Raw genomic sequence first — 17,391 nt, forward strand, 5'->3', positions numbered from 1 at the left:
TGGATGGAATGGACAGCCAAAACTGGAAGGGCGTCATCAACCAGATCCTGTACGGGTTGATGTTCACCCCTCAGCTGGACGACGACTCCGCCAGCCAGATGGCCGCAGCGATGGTCGAGCGGCGCTACTTCGGGGACGGCCCGGGTGTGTACGCCGAAGCGATCGTCCAGGCGCAGCAGTACGACGGTCCGCTCACCGACGAGATCGAGACGTCGCACAGCGAGCAGGGGTTCCGCGACTTTCTCCGCCGGCTGGCGGGCGAGCTGGACCAGCGCCGGCCCTGGCACTGAGGGCGGCGCCCGGCAGCTGAGTGCCTCGCCTCGATCACGATCCTGTGCACCCGCGGCGATGCGTGTCCTGATTCGCCGGCCGGATCTGGTGAGTTCTCGGGGTGAAGTGGGTATTGGCGGGCGATGTTCTTCATCTTTGGTCTGCGTACCAAGGTCGACCGGTCCGGTGTCGTGCAGCAGGTCTGCCGTCACTGCGGCAACCAGGCCGCGCAGGTGATCACTCGCCGCTCGACGAAATTCACCCTGTTCTTCATACCGCTCATCCCGATCCGCACCCGGTACGCGCAGCAGTGCACGTTCTGCGGGGCGCAGTACGACATCTCCAGGTCCGACGCTGAGCGCCTCCCGGTCGGCTGATCTCCCGATGGAACGTTTCCTCTGCTGGCTGATCGGCCGACCGACGCCGCCGGTCGACGTGGCAGTGCACACCGTTGCCCGCCCGCCCTGCACCCCCGGCCGGCGCAGACGCCGCCGCGCACGCCGCCCAGTGGCCGGCACCGCCCTGCCCCGATCGCCGTGGAACCGCTCCGCCGGCCGCTGACACGCTCGTCCCACACCCACCCCACCGCCCGCACCTGAGGCTGGGGGCACACCGGTCAGATGCCAGCCATCGGTGCCGGGGCGGACAACGGCAGCACCGGATCGGCCGCCCGGATCGTGGCAACGACCTGTTTCAGTTGCCGGTAGCCGCCGCCGGCCGCCCTGACGTGGGTGTCCGCATCGGCGTGGTTGCCGAGGTGGCACTCGGCGATGGCCCGCAGGAGAAACGCGACGCTGCACAGGTCCGGTGGGTCGACACCGGCCCGAACGTCGAGAAGCAGCGACCGCGCCTGCTCCGGCCGCTGGTTGAGCAGGTGCGCCAGGCTCATCGCGACACGGGCGGCCAACCGGTGCGGCTGCACCTGAAAGCCGAGCTGTGCCAGTTCCCAGATCTCCACCACCTCCCGGTGGTCGACAGGCGATCTGGTCACCACCGCGGCGTACAGGTACCACAACCCGAACTGGATGCTGAGCGCCTGCCCGATCGCGGCGGCCGTCGCGGGATCGGTGCTGTCGGCGCGAGCCAGCGCCGCGAGTCGCTCGGCGTCGGCGATGAAGTCCGTCGTCGACCGCGCGTGTCCCGTGCTCCAGCGTTGTTGAAAGGCGGCGAGCGCGAGCCGCGTGTCGTTACCGTCGCGAACCGGATCTCCGAGGTGGCCGTCGTCCGCCTCCCCATGGCTGATCGTCCGCAGCGTCAGGTCTATCTCCTCCTGGTAGTAGGCCGCCCGCAGCGCCGCGCTGGTGGCGGTCGGCGCCGAAAGCCACGGGAGCAGGTTGCGGCCGTCACTGTGGGGCGAGGGAATGAGGTTGACCAGCCCCAGAAGCGCCGCGAGAAGTGCTGCGCCGAGCAGCGCGAAGCGTGTCACCGGTGTGTTCGTCAACGCCGTCGCGGCACCCAGCACCGTCGCGGTGCACAGATTGACCACCGGGCCACTGAGGTAGAACAGCACCATCCGCAGCGGCAACGCGGTCGACGACGGCGCAGGTCGGACCGACACGTGGTTGCGCCACCCGGTGAACGGCGCGATACGGACGGCGACCACCTCCAGGCGCAGCAGCTTCGCCGCGACGAGGTGTCCGCACTCGTGCAGGACGAGGTGCGCCCAGAACGACAGGCAGGTGATGCCAGCGGCGACGATGGCACCCGCCAGGGACTCGGTGACGAGGAGTGCGAACAGCAACGCTTCCACCAACAGAAGGATGGACGCGGCCACCAGCCGCCGGCGGGTAGAGGTCACCGGGGAGATGGTACGGCCGAACAGGTGACGGCGCGTCCGTCCTACGTGGCCGAACCGGGTCGACTCGCGCGGCCGTCCGGACCTTGGCGGGCACCCGGGGCGCTGGCTAGGCTTTCGGGGGTTTGCCGTGGACAGGTCCGCCGAGGGTGCACGTACGACGAAGAGCCGGAGCGACCGTGTCCCGACAGGACGGAAGGCAGGCTGCGGGGCTGCGCAGCCCCGCCGGTGCTGTCGTCGCGGCCGCAGTCATCCTGGTGGAGGCGTGCTGGCTGGTCGCCGCGCTGCCCGGTGCCGCGCTGGTCAGTGACCTCGGCGGGATGCTGGTCGCCGGCTGGGCGACGCTCGCGTGCATCGGGGTGGCCCGCCGGCATCCGGCGCCGCTGCGCCGGTTCTGGACGCTGCTCGCCGTCACCATGGCGCTCGCCGCGCTCGGCCGGGCGATCTGGACGACGCAGCGGCTCGTCGGCGGCGACCTGCCGCACACACCGCTGGTGGGGGTGGTCTTCACCGCCGGCATCCTCACCGGTACGGCGGCGCTGCTCAGCTCGCCGTCGGCGCCCCGGTCGGCGGTGGGGCGGGCCCGCACGTTGCTGGACGGGATGATCGTCGCGCTGGCCCTGGTGCCGATCGGCTGGGTGCTGGTGTTCCGCGGGGTGGCCGCCGCCGAGTTGGCCGACCCGGCGCGCACGCTGGGGCTGCTCTACCCGATGTTCGACCTGATGCAGCTCACCATCCTGGTCGCCGTCGCAGGCCCGGCCCGGCCGATGTGGCGGCCGATGAGCGTGCTCGCGGCGAGCCTCACCCTGCGGGTCGTCGCCGACGTCGTCTACGTGTCGTTGGTCGTCCGTGCCGACTACGCCGCCGGTCACCCGATCGACCTGTGCTGGCCGCTGAGCTACCTGCTGATCGGCCTGGCCACCCGGAATCCGCCACCACCGGACTGCGACGGCACCGACGACGCCGCCGAGTCGCCGCTGCCGCCCTGGTGGCGGGTGGCGCTGCCGTACCTGCCGGTGGGTGGGGCGATCATCGCGGTGGTGCTGACCCGTCGGCCCACCGGGCAGGCCCCGCAGCTGGTCTTCGTCACCATGATGGCGTTGCTCGCGGCCCTCGCCGTACGGCAGGGGCTGGCCGCCAACGAGAACCTGCGGCTGGTGGCCCGGCTGCGCCGGCTCGCGTACGGAGACCAGCTCACCGGGCTGCCCAACCGGCTGCTGTTCAACCGGCGGCTGCGCCTGGCCCTGCGCGACGGGCGACCGGTGGCGGTGCTGCTGCTCGACCTGGACGGGTTCAAGCAGGTCAATGACCGGTTCGGGCACGCCACCGGCGACACCCTGCTGACCGGGTTGGCGGCCCGGATGCGGGCTGCCGTGAGCGACGACGGCACCATCGCCCGGCTCGGTGGCGACGAGTTCGCGGTGCTGGTCGACGGCGAGCGACCGGTCTCACCGGAGCGGCTCGCCGAGCGGCTGCTGGACGCGCTGCGGCCCTCCGGCGACGAGGAGGACGTCGGGGTGCACCCGTCGGCGAGCATCGGCATCGCCGAGTACGGCCCGCAGCACGCCTCGCACACCGACCTGCTGCGCGACGCCGACATCGCCATGTACGCGGCGAAGGCGGCTGGGAAGTCCGCGTACCGGACGTGCACCCCGGCGCTGCGCGAGTCGGCCGTCTCCCGCGCCGAGTTGATCGCCGATCTGCGCCGCGCGGTCGACGAGGAGCAGCTGCACCTGGAGTTCCAACCCATCGTCGACCTGTGCACCGGCGCGGTTCGCAGCGCCGAGGCGTTGGTGCGGTGGCGGCACCCGCGTCTGGGGATGCTGCCACCGGCGAGGTTCCTGCCGCTGGCCGAGGAGACCGGGTTGATCCTGCCGATCGACCGCTGGGTGATCCACGAGGCGTGCCGGGCCGCCGCGACCTGGCGGGGCCGGGTGCCGGAGGCGACAGTCGCAGTGAACATCGCCGCGGCGCACCTGCGCCGGCCGGACCTGATCGCCACTGTCACCGCGGCCACCAGTGCCGCCGGGCTGGCGCCGCGGGCGTTGACCCTGGAGCTGACCGAGTCGGCGCTGATCGAGGGCACCGACGCGGTGCTGGAGCGGCTGCACCAGATCCGGGAGCTGGGCATCAGGATCGCCATCGACGACTTCGGCACCGGTTACTCGTCGCTGAGCTACCTGCACCGCATCCCGGCCACCGAGCTGAAGATCGACCGCTCGTTCGTGGCCCGGCTGGGTGCCGACGACCGGGCGTACGCCACGGTGGAGATGATCACCCGGCTGGCTGGCGCGTTCGACCTCACTGTGGTCGCCGAGGGCGTGGAGACCGAGCGCCAGCACGAGGCGGTCGCCGCGATCGGTTGCCCGCGCGGTCAGGGCTATCTGTACGGCCGGCCGGACGGCCCGGCCATGGTGGGCCAGAATCGGGCTTGACCCTCACGTAGCGGCAGGCGGGAGCCTGGTTCCCGGAAGGGAGGGGAACCATGGCGTACACGGTGGGTCAGGTGGCGAAGCTGGCTGGCGTGACGATCCGGACGTTGCACCACTACGACGAGATCGGGTTGCTCTCGCCGAGCGGACGGACCTCGGCTGGTTACCGCCGCTACGACGAGGCGGACCTGCAACGGCTGCAACTCGTCCTGTACTACCGGGAGCTGGGTTTCCCGCTTGAGGAGATCACCGCGATCATCGACGACCCGGCGGCCGACCCGGCCGCCCACCTGCGCCGACAGCACGAGCTGCTGACGGTACGGATGAAGCGGTTGCAGGAGATGGTCACGGCGATCGAGTTCGCGATGGAGGCGAGCAAGTTGAACATCCAACTCACTCCGGAAGAGCGGTTCGAGGTCTTCGGTGACGTCGACCCGGAGGAGCACCAGGCCGAGGCGGAGCAGCGCTGGGGTGACACCGACGCGTACCGGGAGTCGAACCGGCGGGCCTCCCGCTACAGCAAGGAGGACTGGCTACGGATCAAGGCGGAGAACGAGGACTGGGGTCGACGGATCGTCGCGGTGATGGCCTCGGGCGCACCGGCCGACGGCCCGGAGGCGATGGAGTTGGCCGAGGAGCACCGGCAGATCATCAGCCGCTGGTTCTACGAGTGCTCGTACGAGATGCAGACCGGGTTGGCCGACATGTACCTGGCCGACGAGCGGTTCACCGCGCACTACGAGAGCATCGCCCCGGGGCTGGCCGCGTACCTGCACGAGGCGATCCACGCCAACGCGATCAGCCGCGCGTGACGTCGGGCGGTCCGGCTAGTCTGGCCGGACCGCACCGCGGTGAGCGTCGATCGGCGACCGGCCGGCGGCGTGCCGCTCGGGGGAGATGACCGTGCAGAAGCCGAAGCTGATCGCTGCTGTCGCCGTGCTCGTGGTGGCGGTGGGCGCCGGGGCGTACGCCCTGGTGGCTGGCGGCGACGAGCCGGACGCGGGTCGCCCGGCGGCGTCGGCCGGCCCGACCGACCCGGTCGCCGTGCTGAAGGCCGCCGCCGCGAAGGCCGACGAGCAGCCGTACAAGCTGACAGTGGGCACCGGCGGCGCGGACGGCGACGCCACGGTGCTGCTGTGGGACCCGAAGGCGAAGCGTGGTCTGGAGACCACCTCGCTGAAGGTGCCCACCGGTGAGGTGAAGATCGAGCGGTTGACGACCGGGCCGGACGTCTACGTGCGGGTGACCGCCCCGGACCGCCGAGTGCCGGTCTGGGACGGCAAGACCTGGTGGCACGTCGGCGCCGCGGGAAAGCCGGCGGCCAAGCAGGGCCTGGACAACACCCGGCTGGCCAGCACGTTGGCCGCGCCGGCCGGGGTCCGGCAGACCGCCACGCGGGAGTTCGCCGGCACGTTGGACCTGCGCGAGAGCGGCGCGGTGCTGGGCAGCGGGGTCAGCAAGGTGCTCGGTGACCGGGCCGGGGCGGTGCCGTTCACGGCGGCCGTCGACGAGCAGGGGCGGTTGGTGCGTTACCGCATCGAGTTGGCCAGCGAGCAGTCGCAGACCGCACAGCTCGACCTGACGTACTCGGACTTCGGGTCGCCGGTGTCGGCCGACCCGCCGGCGGCCGACCTGGTCGGCGAGGACCCGCCGGCGAACATCCCCGGCGCCTGACGGCTCACTCCTCGACCGCCCCCTCGCTGGGGGTGACGAGAAAGTCGTAGACGGTACGGGCCATCCGACGGACCGTCTCGTCGCCGGTGGCCATCGGCCCGGCGGTGAGGAACGCGACGGCGGTCTCGGTGCCGGGGATCAGGTAGTAGCCGACGTCGTGGGAGGCGTCCGGCAGGTCGCCGGTCTTGTGGGCCACCGGCACCCCGGGTGGCAACGCCGCCGGGATCTTGGTGTTCAGGGTCTGCTCCCGCATGAACCCGATCATCAGGTCACGGGACGCGGGGGTGAGGATCTCGCCGTCCCAGACGGCGCCGAGCAGGGACACCACGTCGTCCGGGCTGGTGTAGTTCTCCTCGCCACGCTGGGCGGCCGCACTGTCGAGCATCCGGCGGGCCAGGATGGTGGACCGCTGGTTCATCGAGTCGATCAGCGCGTTGACCGGGGCGAACCCGCCCAGGTAGGTGATCAGCACGTTCGCGGCCACGTTGTCGCTGTACTTGATGAGGTACCGAGCGAGCCGGTGCAGGGTGACCACCTGCGGGAACGTCTCGAACTGCAACTGACCGGTGCCGCCGACCACGTCCTCCGGGGTGACCAGCACGCCGTCGTCGAGGGCGACCTGTCCACAGTCGACCCGGCGGAGCAGCTCGACGAGGATCCACAGTTTGATCACGCTGGCGGCCTTGGGGCGCAGCGAGCCGTTGACCGCGATCTGCTGGTCGCCGTACCGGCCGGACAGGTCGCGAACGGTGGCCCCGGCCGGGTTGAGGCTCGCGTCGGCGACCACCCGGGCGAGCTGCCCGCTGAGCGGAAACAGCCGGGCTCCGGCGATCGGGTCGGTGGGCGGTTGCGGGCTGGTGACCACCACGCCGGTCAGCGTCGTCGGCGACCGGTGTTGTTGGATCACCTCAAGCGTGCCCTCGGCGCGTCCAACCAGCGGCACCCGGTAGCGGTAGGCCGTGCCTCCGACGACGACAGCGCCGCTGGCCACCCCGGCGGCGACCCGCATGCCCGGGTCGGCGACCCGGCCGGTGTCGCCGTCGCAGGCGCGGTAGCGCACGGTGTGCCCGAGCGAGTCCACAGCGAACACCCCGCCGGGGAACGACAACCAGGACACCTCGCTGGTCGGCGCCCGCTCCGGCGTCGGCTCCACACCGGGCTCGTGGCCCTGACCGTCCGCGGTGGCCGGCCCGGTCGTCGCGACCACGGCAAGCGCGACCGTCGTCGCCAGCCACTTCAGGGGTACGCGGACAGGGGCCCCCAGCAGGGAAGATGAGCGCTTCTTGTCGCTTTTTCTCACGTTTGCACGATATGAAGCGCCGGGGGCTGGTGAGGCCAGCGGGACCGGCGTCACCCGTCCGGGCGGCGATGTCCGCACGAGCGTGATGACTCACAGGTATAAAAATGACTCACAGGCATCAGCCTCATCAGCGGCACCGACCCCGGAGGTCCCCATGTTGATCATTGCAGGCAGCCTGCAGGTCGAACCGGCCGCACGTGAGGCCTACCTGGCCGACTGCGAACAGGTCATCGCGCAGGCGCGCGCCACCGCCGGCTGCCTCGACTTCCTGCTCGCGGCCGACCCGTTGGAACCGGGGCGGATCCACGTCTACGAACGCTGGGAGTCCGCGGAGCAGTTGGCCGCGTTCCGGGGCTCCGGGCCGAGTGACACGCAGGAAGTGGAGATCCTCGACGCCGACGTGCAGCGCTACCTGATCTCCGGCGTCGAGGCACCCTGACCCGGGTCACCCACGGCCGGAGGGTCACATCGGCGGTCCCGCCGAGGGCTCGGGTTCCGCGGGCAGGCTTGGCGCCAGCCGGCGCATCGAGGTGAACGCGGGCACCAGCGCGTCGTACAGCTCGGCGAAGAGCGGCAGCAGCGCCGCGTAGGTGGCGGCGGCGGCCGGGTCGGGGCGTACCGTCTCCTCGATCCGCACCAGGTCGGCGGCGACGTCGATGCTGGGGATCAGCCCCAGCGCCTGCATGCCGAGCAGCGCCGCGCCGAAGCTCGACCCCTCATGCGCGGCCGGAAAGCTCACCGGCAGGCCGAGCACGTCGGCGAGCATCTGCCGCCACAGGCCGCTGCGGGCGAAACCGCCACCGGCCCGGATCTCGCGGACCTCGTTGCCGGCCGAGCGCACCGAGCTGAGCACCAGCGCGAGCTGCTGACAGACCCCCTCCAGCGCCGCCCGGATCAGATGCTCGCGGCGGTGCCCGTGGGTCAACCCCACGTACGCGCCGCGCGGCAGCGCGCTCCAGTGCGGCGCGCGTTCGCTGTGCAGGTACGGCAGCATGATGAGCCCGCCCGAGCCGACCGGCGCGCGGGCGGCGAGGGCGACCAGCTCCTCCTCGGCGTGCTCGCCCAGGTCCGGGGCGAGCGCCGCGCCGGCCCACTTGAGGACAATGCCGCCGTTGTTGATCGCGCCGCCGACGGTCCAGCGGTGCTCGGTCAGCGCGTAGCAGAACACCCCGCCGAGCGGGTCCACGCCCGGCCGCTCGACCATCACGCGCATCGCGCCGCTGGTGCCGATCGAGCAGGCCACCATGCCCGGGTGCACCGCGCCCAAGCCCAGGTTCGCCAGTGGCCCGTCCCCGGCGCCGACCACCACCGGGGTGCGCTCCGGCAGACCGGTCACGGCCGCGACCTGCGGGGTGAGGCTGGGCAGCACGGCGGTGGTGGCGACGAGCTGGGGGAGTTGCTCCTCGGTGATGCCGGCGATGGTCAGCGCCTCGCTGTCCCACTCCAGGGTGTGGATGTCCATCAGGCCGGTGGCCGAGGCGATGGAGTGGTCGATGACCAGTGCGTCGCAGAGCCGCAGCAGCACCCAGTCCTTGATGCCCACCCAGTGCGCGACGCTCTCGAAGAGCTTCGGCTCCTGCTCGGCGAACCAGAGCAGCTTGGGCAGCGGCGACATGGGATGGACCGGCGTGCCGGTGCGACGGTGCAGGGCCAGCCCGGACGGCACCGCCCGCAGCCGCTCCGCCTGCCGGGTCGCCCGCGAGTCGGCCCAGGTGATCGACGGCGTGAGCGGGTTGCCGGCCGCGTCCAGGCCGATCAGGCTGTGCATGGCGGAGCTGAACGAGAGCCCGGCCACCGGCTCGACCAGCTCGGCCACCACCATGCTGATCGACTTCAGCACGGCGTCGAGGATGAGTTGCGGCTCCTGCTCGGCGTACCCGGGTTGGGGGTCGTCCAGCGGGTAGCCGACCGAGTGGCTGGCGAGCTGCCGCCCGTCGGTGTCGTACGCGACGGCCTTGGTGCTGGTGGTGCCGATGTCCACGCCGACGACCACGGCGGGCCTGTCCTGCGGCACGACCCGCACCCCCTCACCAAAAGTGAATCTGCGACGATAATTCGGCCTCCGCGCCGCGAGGCGGCACTCCGGACCGAATGAACGTCGGCAACACTATCCCCCTATCGTGTTGGTTCCTCCGCCGATCGGACAGTTCACCCGTTTCGGCGTTTCCGAGCGCCGCGCCGTGCCTGTTAATCCCCATGACACCCCAGATTGGTGGCCTGCGCGGCGAAGGAGTCGGCGTGGCAAAGACTGAATCGACGGGTTCCACCTGGCGCTACCGGTGGGCGCACCGGCAGAACGTGCGGCGGGTCAGCACCTACCGCGGCGCCGAAGCGGCGTGGCGGCGACGCGACGACGAGTTACGGCGGCTGCGCGTCCTGGCCGCCGACTTCCAGGGCTCCGCGGCGGCCGGTGCGGGACTGCCGCTGGAGTTGGCCGCCGACGAGGTGGTGCTCTGGGCGCTGCCCGCGGCGCAACTGGTCGAGGTGCGGCACACCACAGTGCTGCCCGCGCCCGACCTCACTGTCGCCCCGCAGACCGGGCCGCTGCGCCCACGCCGCCCCGACGGCGTACGCGTCACCGACGCTGGCATGGCCGTGATCACCAGCCGTCGACTGGTGCTGCTCGGTGGGCGAGGCCGGCGCGAGTGGGCGTACGGCCGGATCACCGGGCTGGCCCACGACCCGGCGGCCCCGGTCACCCTGATCCAGGCGCTGGACCGGCGGCTCACCTCCGGGTTGCTGCTGCCCACCGACGCCGCGCCGGACTTCCGGTTCAAGCTGACGCTGGCCTTCGCCGACGCGATCGAACAACGCGCCGCGGTGCTCGACCAGCTCGACGAGCTGATCGCCGAGCACGCCCAGCTCAAGCCGTTCCGGCCGGCAGTGAACACCCCCGCGCAGGCCCGGTTCACCGCACGGGTGCCGGGTGGTCGGCGGACCCTCGCGGTGGCCGCCGCCATCGCACTGCTGGTGCCGGCGGCGCTGATCGAGTCGGACCCGTCCGACCCGACCGGTGGCGCGGAGGTCGCCGCCGCCGCCACCCCGGCGCCCACCCAGAGCGCAGCGCCCTCCCACAGCGCGGCGCCCGCGCTGATCCGCCCGTCGCCGGTGCGGGTCACCCCGCCGTCGAAGCCGACGAGGTCACCACGGCCGTCACCGAGCGCGTCTCAGGGCCCGCGCTGTGGGGCGCCGGAAAACCCGCTGGGGTACGACTATTGCGGCGGGACGCGGATCCGCAAGCCGGCCGCCGAGGTGTGCGACTGGTTCGACTGCGTTCCGCAGTTCTGGTCCGGCCGGGGTTACCTGGTGCAGTGTCGGGACGGTTCGGTCAGCCTGACCGGCGGCCGGCCCAATGCCTGCGCGGAGCACGGTGGCGTGCGGCGAACCGTCGCCAAGTGACCGATTTAGGGGCGAAAGTCTGCTTCGGTCGGCCAGAATGATCGAGTGGAGATCCGGTCTGACGATGGCGCTCGGGTGCGGATACGCCCCGTCGGCTACCAGCCCGGCATCGACCCGCCCGACGACCCCGAGGGGCCCACGCCCGGCTGGCACGACTGGCTGCTCATCGAGGTCGACGCCCGCACCGCCGACGGTCAGACCTGGTCACACCACTACCCGAGCCTGATGGTCGAGGAGGCCCGCGCCCTCGGCGGCTGGCTGCACGGGCAGGCCACCGCCGCCCTCGGGCTGAGCGCGCCGCCGGCGCTGGTCCGCTTCACCGAACCCAACCTGGCCCTGCGCAGCCGGGTGCTGCGCCGCCGCCGGCTGGAACTGATCGTGGAGTTCTCCGCCGAGTCACTGCCACCGTGGATGCGCCGCCCGTCCACAGCGATCTACCCGCTGGTCCTCACCGTGTCCGCCGACGCCCTCGCCGCCGCCGCCCAGCACTGGGCCGAACACTGCGAGGCGTACCCGCCACGGACCCGGTCGCGGTTTCCAGCCCGGGGCCGGCTCCCCGACCCACTCGGCTAGAGTGATCTTCGTCAGCCACGAGAGGAGGTGAGCCCGGTGACCACCCATCGTCATTCCTGGGCGCTCCTCTCGGCCGTCCCCCTCAGCTGACCTTCCGCGTCGGGGAGCGCCCTCCTTATCGGAGGACCAATGTCTGTCTCTTCCTTCCGCATCGACGTGCCCGATGCGGTCCTCGACGACCTGCGGGCCCGACTGGCCCGTACCCGATTCACCGACCGCAGCGGCAACCAGCCGTGGCAGGGCGGCGTCGACCCCAACTACCTGCGGGACCTGGTGTCCTACTGGCACGACGGATTCGACTGGCGAGCCCGCGAGGCCGAACTCAACGCGTACCCCCAGCACCTGGCCGTCGTCGGCGGCCGGAAGCTGCACTTCCTGCATGTCCGGGCCGCGCGCCCGGCGGGTACGCCCGCGCCGTTGCCGTTGATCCTCAGCCACGGCTGGCCCAGCAGCTTCGTCGAGATGCTGCCGCTGGTCGACCGGCTGACCAGCCCTGCCGGCGGCGGTTTCGACGTGGTGGTGCCCTCGCTGCCCGGCTTCGGCTTCTCGGAGGTCCCGGACGAGCCGGTCACCCGGGCGTTGCTGGCCCGGACGCTGCATGAGCTGATGACAGACGTGCTCGGCTACGAGCGGTACGGCGCCTTCGGCGGCGACGTCGGGGGAGTGGTCACCGGCTGGCTCGGTGCCCTCCATCCGGAGCAGGTGGCCGGCATCCACATGATCCATCCACCGTTCCCGGCCAGCTTCGACGCCCGTCCACTGTCGGCGGCCGAGCAGGCGTACCTGGACGCCGAAGCCGAATACGACGAGACCGACGGCGGCTACAGCGCCATCATGGGCACCCGCCCGGACACCCTCGCGGCGGCGCTCGCCGACTCACCCGCCGGGCTGGCCGCCTGGATCGTCGACAAGTACCGCGACTGGAGCGACAACCACGGGGACTTGGCGAACAGCATCGACACCGACACCCTGCTCACCATCATCACGCTCTACTGGGCGACCGGCACGATCGGCTCGTCGTTCCGGCAGTACGCCGACTTCGGCCACAACACGCCACGACCCGACATCACAGTGCCGGCCGCGTTCACGGTGAGCACCGAACCCTCGATGGCCAACTTCCCCCGGGAGATCGCCGAGCGGGCCTGCACCGACATCCGGCACTGGAGCGAGCCGGGTCGGGGCGGGCACTTCATGCCGCTGGAGGAACCGGATCTGCTCGCCGTTGAGTTGAGGGATTTCTTCACCTCGCTGCGCGCGTAGTCGCGGTGCTTGCTCGCTGACCAGCGCCCGGGGTGGCCGGCGGCTGTTGCGGCAGTCACCGCAACAGCCGCCGGCACCCGTGGCTACCCGCCGAGCGACGCCTTGACGGCGCCGATGGCGTCGAACAACTCCTCGCTGTGCTCGAAGCCGTCCTCGACGACAGCCATGTCAACCCCGCATTCGCGCTGCCGCGCCCGCAGCAGCGTTTCCTCCACGGGACTCACCGGGAAGGCCAGCGGGTCGAGGCCGGGAGCCTGGGCCACGTCGTCGACCAGGAGCCACTTGCTGTGCTCGTCGTAGACGACCACACCGGCGGCTATTCCCCTGGTCCACTGCTCGAAGAGCGTGGCCAGGCTGGTGGCGGCACGGACCGACTCCCAGGAGTCCTCTGAGACCGGGTAGCGCCAGATCTCACCCTCGTGCTCGCCCGCGAGGACGAACGTGTAGAGGACGGCATCGAAGTGGAACAGAGGCATCTGCTGCCGCCACGGGAACGGCGTGCCGATCGACAGCCCCAGGTAGTCCAGCGCGTCCCCACCCTCCGGCCAGGGCATCCGCCATCCGACGTTGGGCAGCAACTGCCGGTCGGGCCAGCGCTGCGACTGCAACCACGTCAGCTGCTCGGCGATGTGATCCACCCCGAAGATCCGGTGGACCACGTCCGGCGGCTGCCCGGCCGGCGACTCGCCCTGGTCGGGCCAGTCGAGGCCGGCAGCCCTCGCCGCGACGCGGTACTCCCGCACCGCGTCGCGCAGCACGCGCATGTCATCGAGCATCAGGAAGCTCCTCGGCTACGGGGCCTTGGGGGTCATGCAGAGGCTAGCCCCGCCCCCGCTGACCTTGAAGGCGAAGCTCGGGCCGCCTGCCTCGACCCACGGCTTCACCGGCAGCACGACGAACTTGGTGTTGTTCGTCACCTTGCACTTGCCGTAGAGCGAGTTGATGTCCCTGGCCTGCGGCAGCGACTCCGCCGTCGACACCAGCTTGAGGCTGGCGACCTGGCCGGTCAGGTTGACCGCCTGGGTCGTCGACCAGAACGGGAATTCGTCGCAGGTCTGCCCGGGCACCCGCACATCGCACGCATTCGGTTTGAACGCCAGGGTGTTGAACCAGCCGCGGGAGTGGCCCTGGGCGCGTGCCGCCTGCCCTCCCACGCTGCGCGCGGGATAGAACCACACCGCCCGGGTCGGCGGCTGCGGGAACCCGCCGTCGCCCATGGCTGCCACGATGTGCTTGCCGGTCTCGGTCATGTCGTCGCCCTGGTAGTTCTTGGCACCGGGGACGTAGACGATGACGTTGTCGTCACACCCGGCCTTGCCCTGCGTGCCGCGCTGGGCCGTGCACGCCGCGTCGATGATCCGCTTGAGACGCGAATCCTCCGTGGAGTCCCACGCGAAGGGGAGATTGCGCTGACCGGCCACCAACTTCGTGGTCTTGATGACCTCGGCGTAGACCTTCAGGCTGTTGTACCACTCGCCCTCGTCCAGGCCCCAGTTGTCGAACGTGTCGAAGTCGACGTCGTGCTCGATCGGGTATTCGATGATGCCGTTCACACCGATCGTGCCGGGGAACAGGATGGCGAGCAGGACGCCCAGCACGACGCCAATGCCGATGCCGGCGGCACCGACGACGATCCACGAGGTGCCGGCGGCGGCGACCTGAGCGGCCGCGACGACCTCGACCGTCTCCGCGATGGGAGCCAGCAGCGTCGCGCAGGCTCCGCTCGCACACCAGGCAATCGGCGCCACCGGGCCCGGCACCAGCAGGCGGGCCTGCGTGACGTCCACCGAGGAGATCACCGGGCCGCGGCCGGACGGGGCCACCGCGAAGAGCATGTCGGTGATGTTGTCCGCGCAGTCGAGCAGTTTCTCGCCCGACGGCGGCAGGAAGGCGTCGAGGCAGCTGCTGTTCGCCGCCCGGTAGCAGCCGAGGAAGACCTCCGTGCTGCCGGCGGGCACCGGCACCGTGGAGCGTGAGCTGGCCGCGATGTAGAAGTCGCCACCGGCGCCAGCGCACTGCGACGTTTCACTGGCAGTCGTCTGCGTGGTCGCCGGCGACACCTCATCCACGTGGACCATGGTGGTGAAGTCACCGGAGAGCTCCCGCGCCACCGTGCCGTCGGCGCGCAGCGCCTCGACCCGGAACTCGTACGGGGTGTACTCCTCAAGCGGTTCGATGGGGAGCTTGATGACGCTGTCCGCCGTGCACGGGTTGGCCGCGTTGCCGTTGCCGTCCACGCAGAGCTGCACCAGCGTGAACTGGTCGTAGATCTGGCCGTCCAGGTAGACGCGGTAGCTCGCCTCGTTGGCGGGCTCGGGGTGCCAGCTGGCCATGGCGCCCCCCTCATCCGGATCCAGGGTCAGACCGGCGTCGACGTCCGGCGGCGGCGGCAACGCGTCCGTCGTAAAGGACGTCGTGGCGGGCGTAGCAGACCGGTTGCCGGCCAGGTCGATGGCGACCACGGAGACGGTGTGGTTGCTGGACGGCGCCAGGCCCGTGATCGAGTACGAGCGGGTGCCGACGGTGGTCCGTTGCGCCGCACCGCCGTCGACCTTGACCTCGTATCCGGCCAGGCCGTAGTTGTCGGTCGCCGCGCCCCAGCTCACCCTGGCGCTGGTCGCCGTGATCGTGCCGACCGCCAGGTTGGGGACGTTGCTCGGCGAGATCAGGTCCTTCACGGTGATGCCGCGCAAAATCTTCGCGTACCGGCCGGGCTCACGCTCGGCGCGGGAGCAGACCTGGACCGGGCCCAGGTGCGGCGGGCGCATGCTGGTGGTCCAGGACGCGGACCAGTTCGTGACGCCGGGCGGCGGCGGCCCGAAGGTGAAGCTCGACGAGGTCGTCTTCTCGATCGAGACGTCCACCATCGTGGCCTGCTTGTGCAGGTAGCCGTTGATGGCGATCTTGCCGTTGGCGTCGACCGCGACCTCCGACCCGGCTGTCGGTCCCTCAAGCCGGATGGAGGCGTGGTTGACGTCCTCCGGTACAGACGGGTCGGCGCAGGCCGGAAGCTGCTCCGCGGGCACCGCCTGGGTGACCGCCGCCGCCTGGGCCGGCGGGGCGCTGATCAGGGTGACTGGCAGGACGAGCGCGACGGCGAGTGCCGTCGCGCGGAGTGATTTGCTGAAATATCGAGTACGTCGATGGTCGGCCATGCGGCTCCGCTCCCCGTAATTGATCAATGACGGAGTAAAGCCTTCCACCTGCATCTATATTTAGTCCAGCCAATATTGACCCGAGGGCACGCCCCCGACGCGGCCACGGCCTGGGCGTCCGTCAAATCTCTCCTTTCGGGCGCAACGGGATGCATCGATCTCGCCCGCGTTGCCTGTCACGTACGTGAGCGGTTGTACCGCGTGTGACCGTGACCTCTGTGGCCAGCGCTCCCTGGCGGATCGCCTGGGCCGAGCGTGAGAACGAGCGCAGGCAGCGCGCGTACCGCGACGCCACCGACGCCTGGCTGCGCCGCGACGACCACCTGGCCAGGCTCCGCATCGAAGCCGCCAGCTTCCTCGGGTGTACGCAGCCACGCACCGGCCTCCCCGTGCAGCTTGACGACGACGAACTCGTCTTCCGCGTCCTCCCCGTCGCCGAGCTCGTCGAGGCCGAGGCCCGCCACATCCCTGGGCTGCCCACCCCGGGCGGCTCCTGTGCCTTCGCGGAGGTGTCGGGCGAAGCGCTGCCGGCGGGCCTGCGGGTCGTCGACACCGGCATGGCCGTCGTGACCAGCCGCCGAGTGGCCTTCGCCGGCCGAGAGCGCCGACGCGAGTGGCGGTACGACGACCTGGTCGGCCCCGCGCACCATCCGGACGTGCCGGTCACCCTGCTGCCCGACCACAGTCGACTCGCCGGGCTGCTCGTCCCAGCCAACGCCGTGGTGAACTTCCGCTTCTACCTCACCCTCGCGGTCGCCGACGAACGTGCCACCGTCACCGCGCAGGTCGACGCGCTGCTGGCCGCCCACCGGGTCGCCCGGCCTTCGCCCTCTGTCGTGGTGTCACCTGACGAGGCACCGCTGACGGCGGTACGACCCGACCGCCGGGCGCTCGGTGCTGCCGCCGTCGCGGCGGTGGTGTTCGCGACGATGGGTCCCGGCGCTCTGGGTCCCGGTGCGTTGGGCCCTGGCGCACTGGGGCCTGGTGCTGTGGGGCCTCGCGTCCTGCGGTCGGAACAGGTTGGTCCGGTGCAGCGGGCGGAGATCGTCTCCCTGGAGGCTGCCCTCATTTCGGTACGTCCCGTCGGGCCGGTGGCGCCCAAGGCCAGGACCGGATCGGTCAGCGGTGCCGCGCAGAGCCGGCCGAATGCCATCCCGAACCGACCGGTGGCTGTCTCCACAGTCGTGGGACCGTCAGTCGCGCTGGCCCCGCCGCCGGTCGTCACACCGTCCGTCGCTCCGGCACCGTCCGCCAGTTCGGTGCCGACACCTGGCCCGGTCCCCACCACCGGTCCGCCCACGCCGGCCCCACCGACGCCGCCGGCCTCGCCCACTCCGAGTGGGACGCCGTCACCTGGGCTGCTGAAGGTCTGCCTGGATCCGCTTCAGCTTCCGTTGCTGGACCCGTTGCTCTGCCCGTCTCCGGCACCCTGATCGGTGTGCGTGCGTTCGTGCTGGCGTGCCGGAGTGCTTTAGTGCGGGCGTGCTTCCGCGCCGGCGTGCTTCCGCGCCGGCGTGCTTCCGCGCCGGCGTG

Annotated in this window: 15 protein-coding genes; 10 read left to right on the forward strand and 5 right to left on the reverse strand. The window is 71.2% G+C overall.

The window, feature by feature from the left end:
- Positions 1-8: 8 nt before the first annotated feature.
- Complete coding sequence (locus FBZ33_RS03785; protein ID WP_088946358.1) at positions 9-290, forward strand: hypothetical protein; 282 nt, start codon at positions 9-11, stop codon at positions 288-290.
- 123 nt (positions 291-413) lie between these two features.
- Entirely contained in the window at positions 414-647 is a 234-nt protein-coding gene (locus FBZ33_RS03790) for a zinc-ribbon domain-containing protein (RefSeq protein WP_088946359.1), read from the forward strand.
- A gap of 239 nt (positions 648-886) precedes the next feature.
- Here the strand turns inward: FBZ33_RS03790 and FBZ33_RS03795 are convergent, their stop codons facing one another.
- On the reverse strand, positions 887-2,068 hold the full coding sequence (locus FBZ33_RS03795) for a hypothetical protein (RefSeq protein WP_255508707.1): 1,182 nt from the start codon (positions 2,066-2,068) through the stop codon (positions 887-889).
- 176 nt (positions 2,069-2,244) lie between these two features.
- On the opposite strand from FBZ33_RS03795, the gene FBZ33_RS03800 reads away from it, so the two are divergent.
- The 3 genes from FBZ33_RS03800 (at position 2,245) to FBZ33_RS03810 (ending at position 6,171) form a co-directional block, all read left to right on the forward strand.
- On the forward strand, positions 2,245-4,500 hold the full coding sequence (locus tag FBZ33_RS03800) for a bifunctional diguanylate cyclase/phosphodiesterase (protein WP_185755199.1): 2,256 nt from the start codon (positions 2,245-2,247) through the stop codon (positions 4,498-4,500).
- Between the two features lie 50 nt (positions 4,501-4,550).
- Positions 4,551-5,309 carry a MerR family transcriptional regulator gene (locus FBZ33_RS03805; protein WP_141908003.1) on the forward strand — a complete coding sequence of 253 codons (759 nt, stop codon included), beginning with the start codon at positions 4,551-4,553 and terminating at the stop codon, positions 5,307-5,309.
- Between the two features lie 91 nt (positions 5,310-5,400).
- Complete coding sequence (locus tag FBZ33_RS03810) at positions 5,401-6,171, forward strand: hypothetical protein (RefSeq protein ID WP_141908004.1); 771 nt, start codon at positions 5,401-5,403, stop codon at positions 6,169-6,171.
- 4 nt (positions 6,172-6,175) lie between these two features.
- Here the strand turns inward: FBZ33_RS03810 and FBZ33_RS03815 are convergent, their stop codons facing one another.
- The gene (locus tag FBZ33_RS03815) at positions 6,176-7,378 is read right to left on the reverse strand and encodes a serine hydrolase (protein ID WP_141908005.1); all 1,203 of its coding nucleotides are present in this window, start codon (positions 7,376-7,378) and stop codon (positions 6,176-6,178) included.
- A 247-nt stretch (positions 7,379-7,625) separates the two neighbouring features.
- Between FBZ33_RS03815 and FBZ33_RS03820 the strand changes: the two genes are divergently transcribed.
- The gene (locus tag FBZ33_RS03820; protein WP_088946364.1) at positions 7,626-7,910 is read left to right on the forward strand and encodes a putative quinol monooxygenase; all 285 of its coding nucleotides are present in this window, start codon (positions 7,626-7,628) and stop codon (positions 7,908-7,910) included.
- A gap of 24 nt (positions 7,911-7,934) precedes the next feature.
- On the opposite strand, the gene FBZ33_RS03825 is transcribed toward FBZ33_RS03820, so the two are convergent.
- Positions 7,935-9,485 carry a gluconokinase gene (locus tag FBZ33_RS03825; RefSeq protein WP_141908006.1) on the reverse strand — a complete coding sequence of 517 codons (1,551 nt, stop codon included), beginning with the start codon at positions 9,483-9,485 and terminating at the stop codon, positions 7,935-7,937.
- A gap of 224 nt (positions 9,486-9,709) precedes the next feature.
- Here FBZ33_RS03825 and FBZ33_RS03830 point away from each other — a divergent pair, with 224 nt between their 5' ends.
- The 3 genes from FBZ33_RS03830 to FBZ33_RS03840 all read left to right on the forward strand — a co-directional run bounded on the left by FBZ33_RS03830 (position 9,710) and on the right by FBZ33_RS03840 (position 12,703).
- Positions 9,710-10,870 carry a hypothetical protein gene (locus tag FBZ33_RS03830; RefSeq protein ID WP_141908007.1) on the forward strand — a complete coding sequence of 387 codons (1,161 nt, stop codon included), beginning with the start codon at positions 9,710-9,712 and terminating at the stop codon, positions 10,868-10,870.
- Positions 10,871-10,915: 45 nt separating this feature from the next.
- A complete protein-coding gene (locus FBZ33_RS03835; RefSeq protein WP_141908008.1) occupies positions 10,916-11,443 on the forward strand; it encodes a hypothetical protein in 528 nt (175 codons plus the stop codon).
- A gap of 129 nt (positions 11,444-11,572) precedes the next feature.
- A complete protein-coding gene (locus FBZ33_RS03840) occupies positions 11,573-12,703 on the forward strand; it encodes an epoxide hydrolase family protein (RefSeq protein WP_141908009.1) in 1,131 nt (376 codons plus the stop codon).
- A gap of 83 nt (positions 12,704-12,786) precedes the next feature.
- Here FBZ33_RS03840 and FBZ33_RS03845 read toward each other — a convergent pair whose 3' ends face one another.
- Entirely contained in the window at positions 12,787-13,479 is a 693-nt protein-coding gene (locus FBZ33_RS03845) for a hypothetical protein (RefSeq protein WP_099850802.1), read from the reverse strand.
- 15 nt (positions 13,480-13,494) lie between these two features.
- Positions 13,495-15,858, reverse strand: coding sequence for a fibronectin type III domain-containing protein (locus tag FBZ33_RS03850; protein ID WP_141908010.1), 2,364 nt, complete (start codon positions 15,856-15,858; stop codon positions 13,495-13,497).
- Positions 15,859-16,076: 218 nt separating this feature from the next.
- Here FBZ33_RS03850 and FBZ33_RS03855 point away from each other — a divergent pair, with 218 nt between their 5' ends.
- Positions 16,077-17,291, forward strand: a complete 1,215-nt coding sequence (locus FBZ33_RS03855; RefSeq protein ID WP_141908011.1) for a hypothetical protein — start codon at positions 16,077-16,079, stop codon at positions 17,289-17,291.
- Positions 17,292-17,391: the final 100 nt, after the last annotated feature.

The sequence above is a fragment of the Micromonospora sp. A202 genome, assembly GCF_006715105.1.
GTDB lineage: Bacteria > Actinomycetota > Actinomycetes > Mycobacteriales > Micromonosporaceae > Micromonospora > Micromonospora zamorensis.

Excerpts from the sequence above, each read along its gene's own strand:
- FBZ33_RS03785 (WP_088946358.1), top strand. The coding sequence starts at position 9 with ATGGACAGCCAAAACTGGAAGGGCGTCATCAACCAGATCCTGTACGGG.
- FBZ33_RS03790 (WP_088946359.1), top strand. The coding sequence starts at position 414 with ATGTTCTTCATCTTTGGTCTGCGTACCAAGGTCGACCGGTCCGGTGTC.
- FBZ33_RS03805 (WP_141908003.1), top strand. The coding sequence starts at position 4,551 with ATGGCGTACACGGTGGGTCAGGTGGCGAAGCTGGCTGGCGTGACGATC.
- FBZ33_RS03820 (WP_088946364.1), top strand. The coding sequence starts at position 7,626 with ATGTTGATCATTGCAGGCAGCCTGCAGGTCGAACCGGCCGCACGTGAG.
- FBZ33_RS03840 (WP_141908009.1), top strand. The coding sequence starts at position 11,573 with ATGTCTGTCTCTTCCTTCCGCATCGACGTGCCCGATGCGGTCCTCGAC.
- FBZ33_RS03845 (WP_099850802.1), bottom strand. The coding sequence starts at position 13,479 with ATGCTCGATGACATGCGCGTGCTGCGCGACGCGGTGCGGGAGTACCGC.
- FBZ33_RS03850 (WP_141908010.1), bottom strand. The coding sequence starts at position 15,858 with ATGGCCGACCATCGACGTACTCGATATTTCAGCAAATCACTCCGCGCG.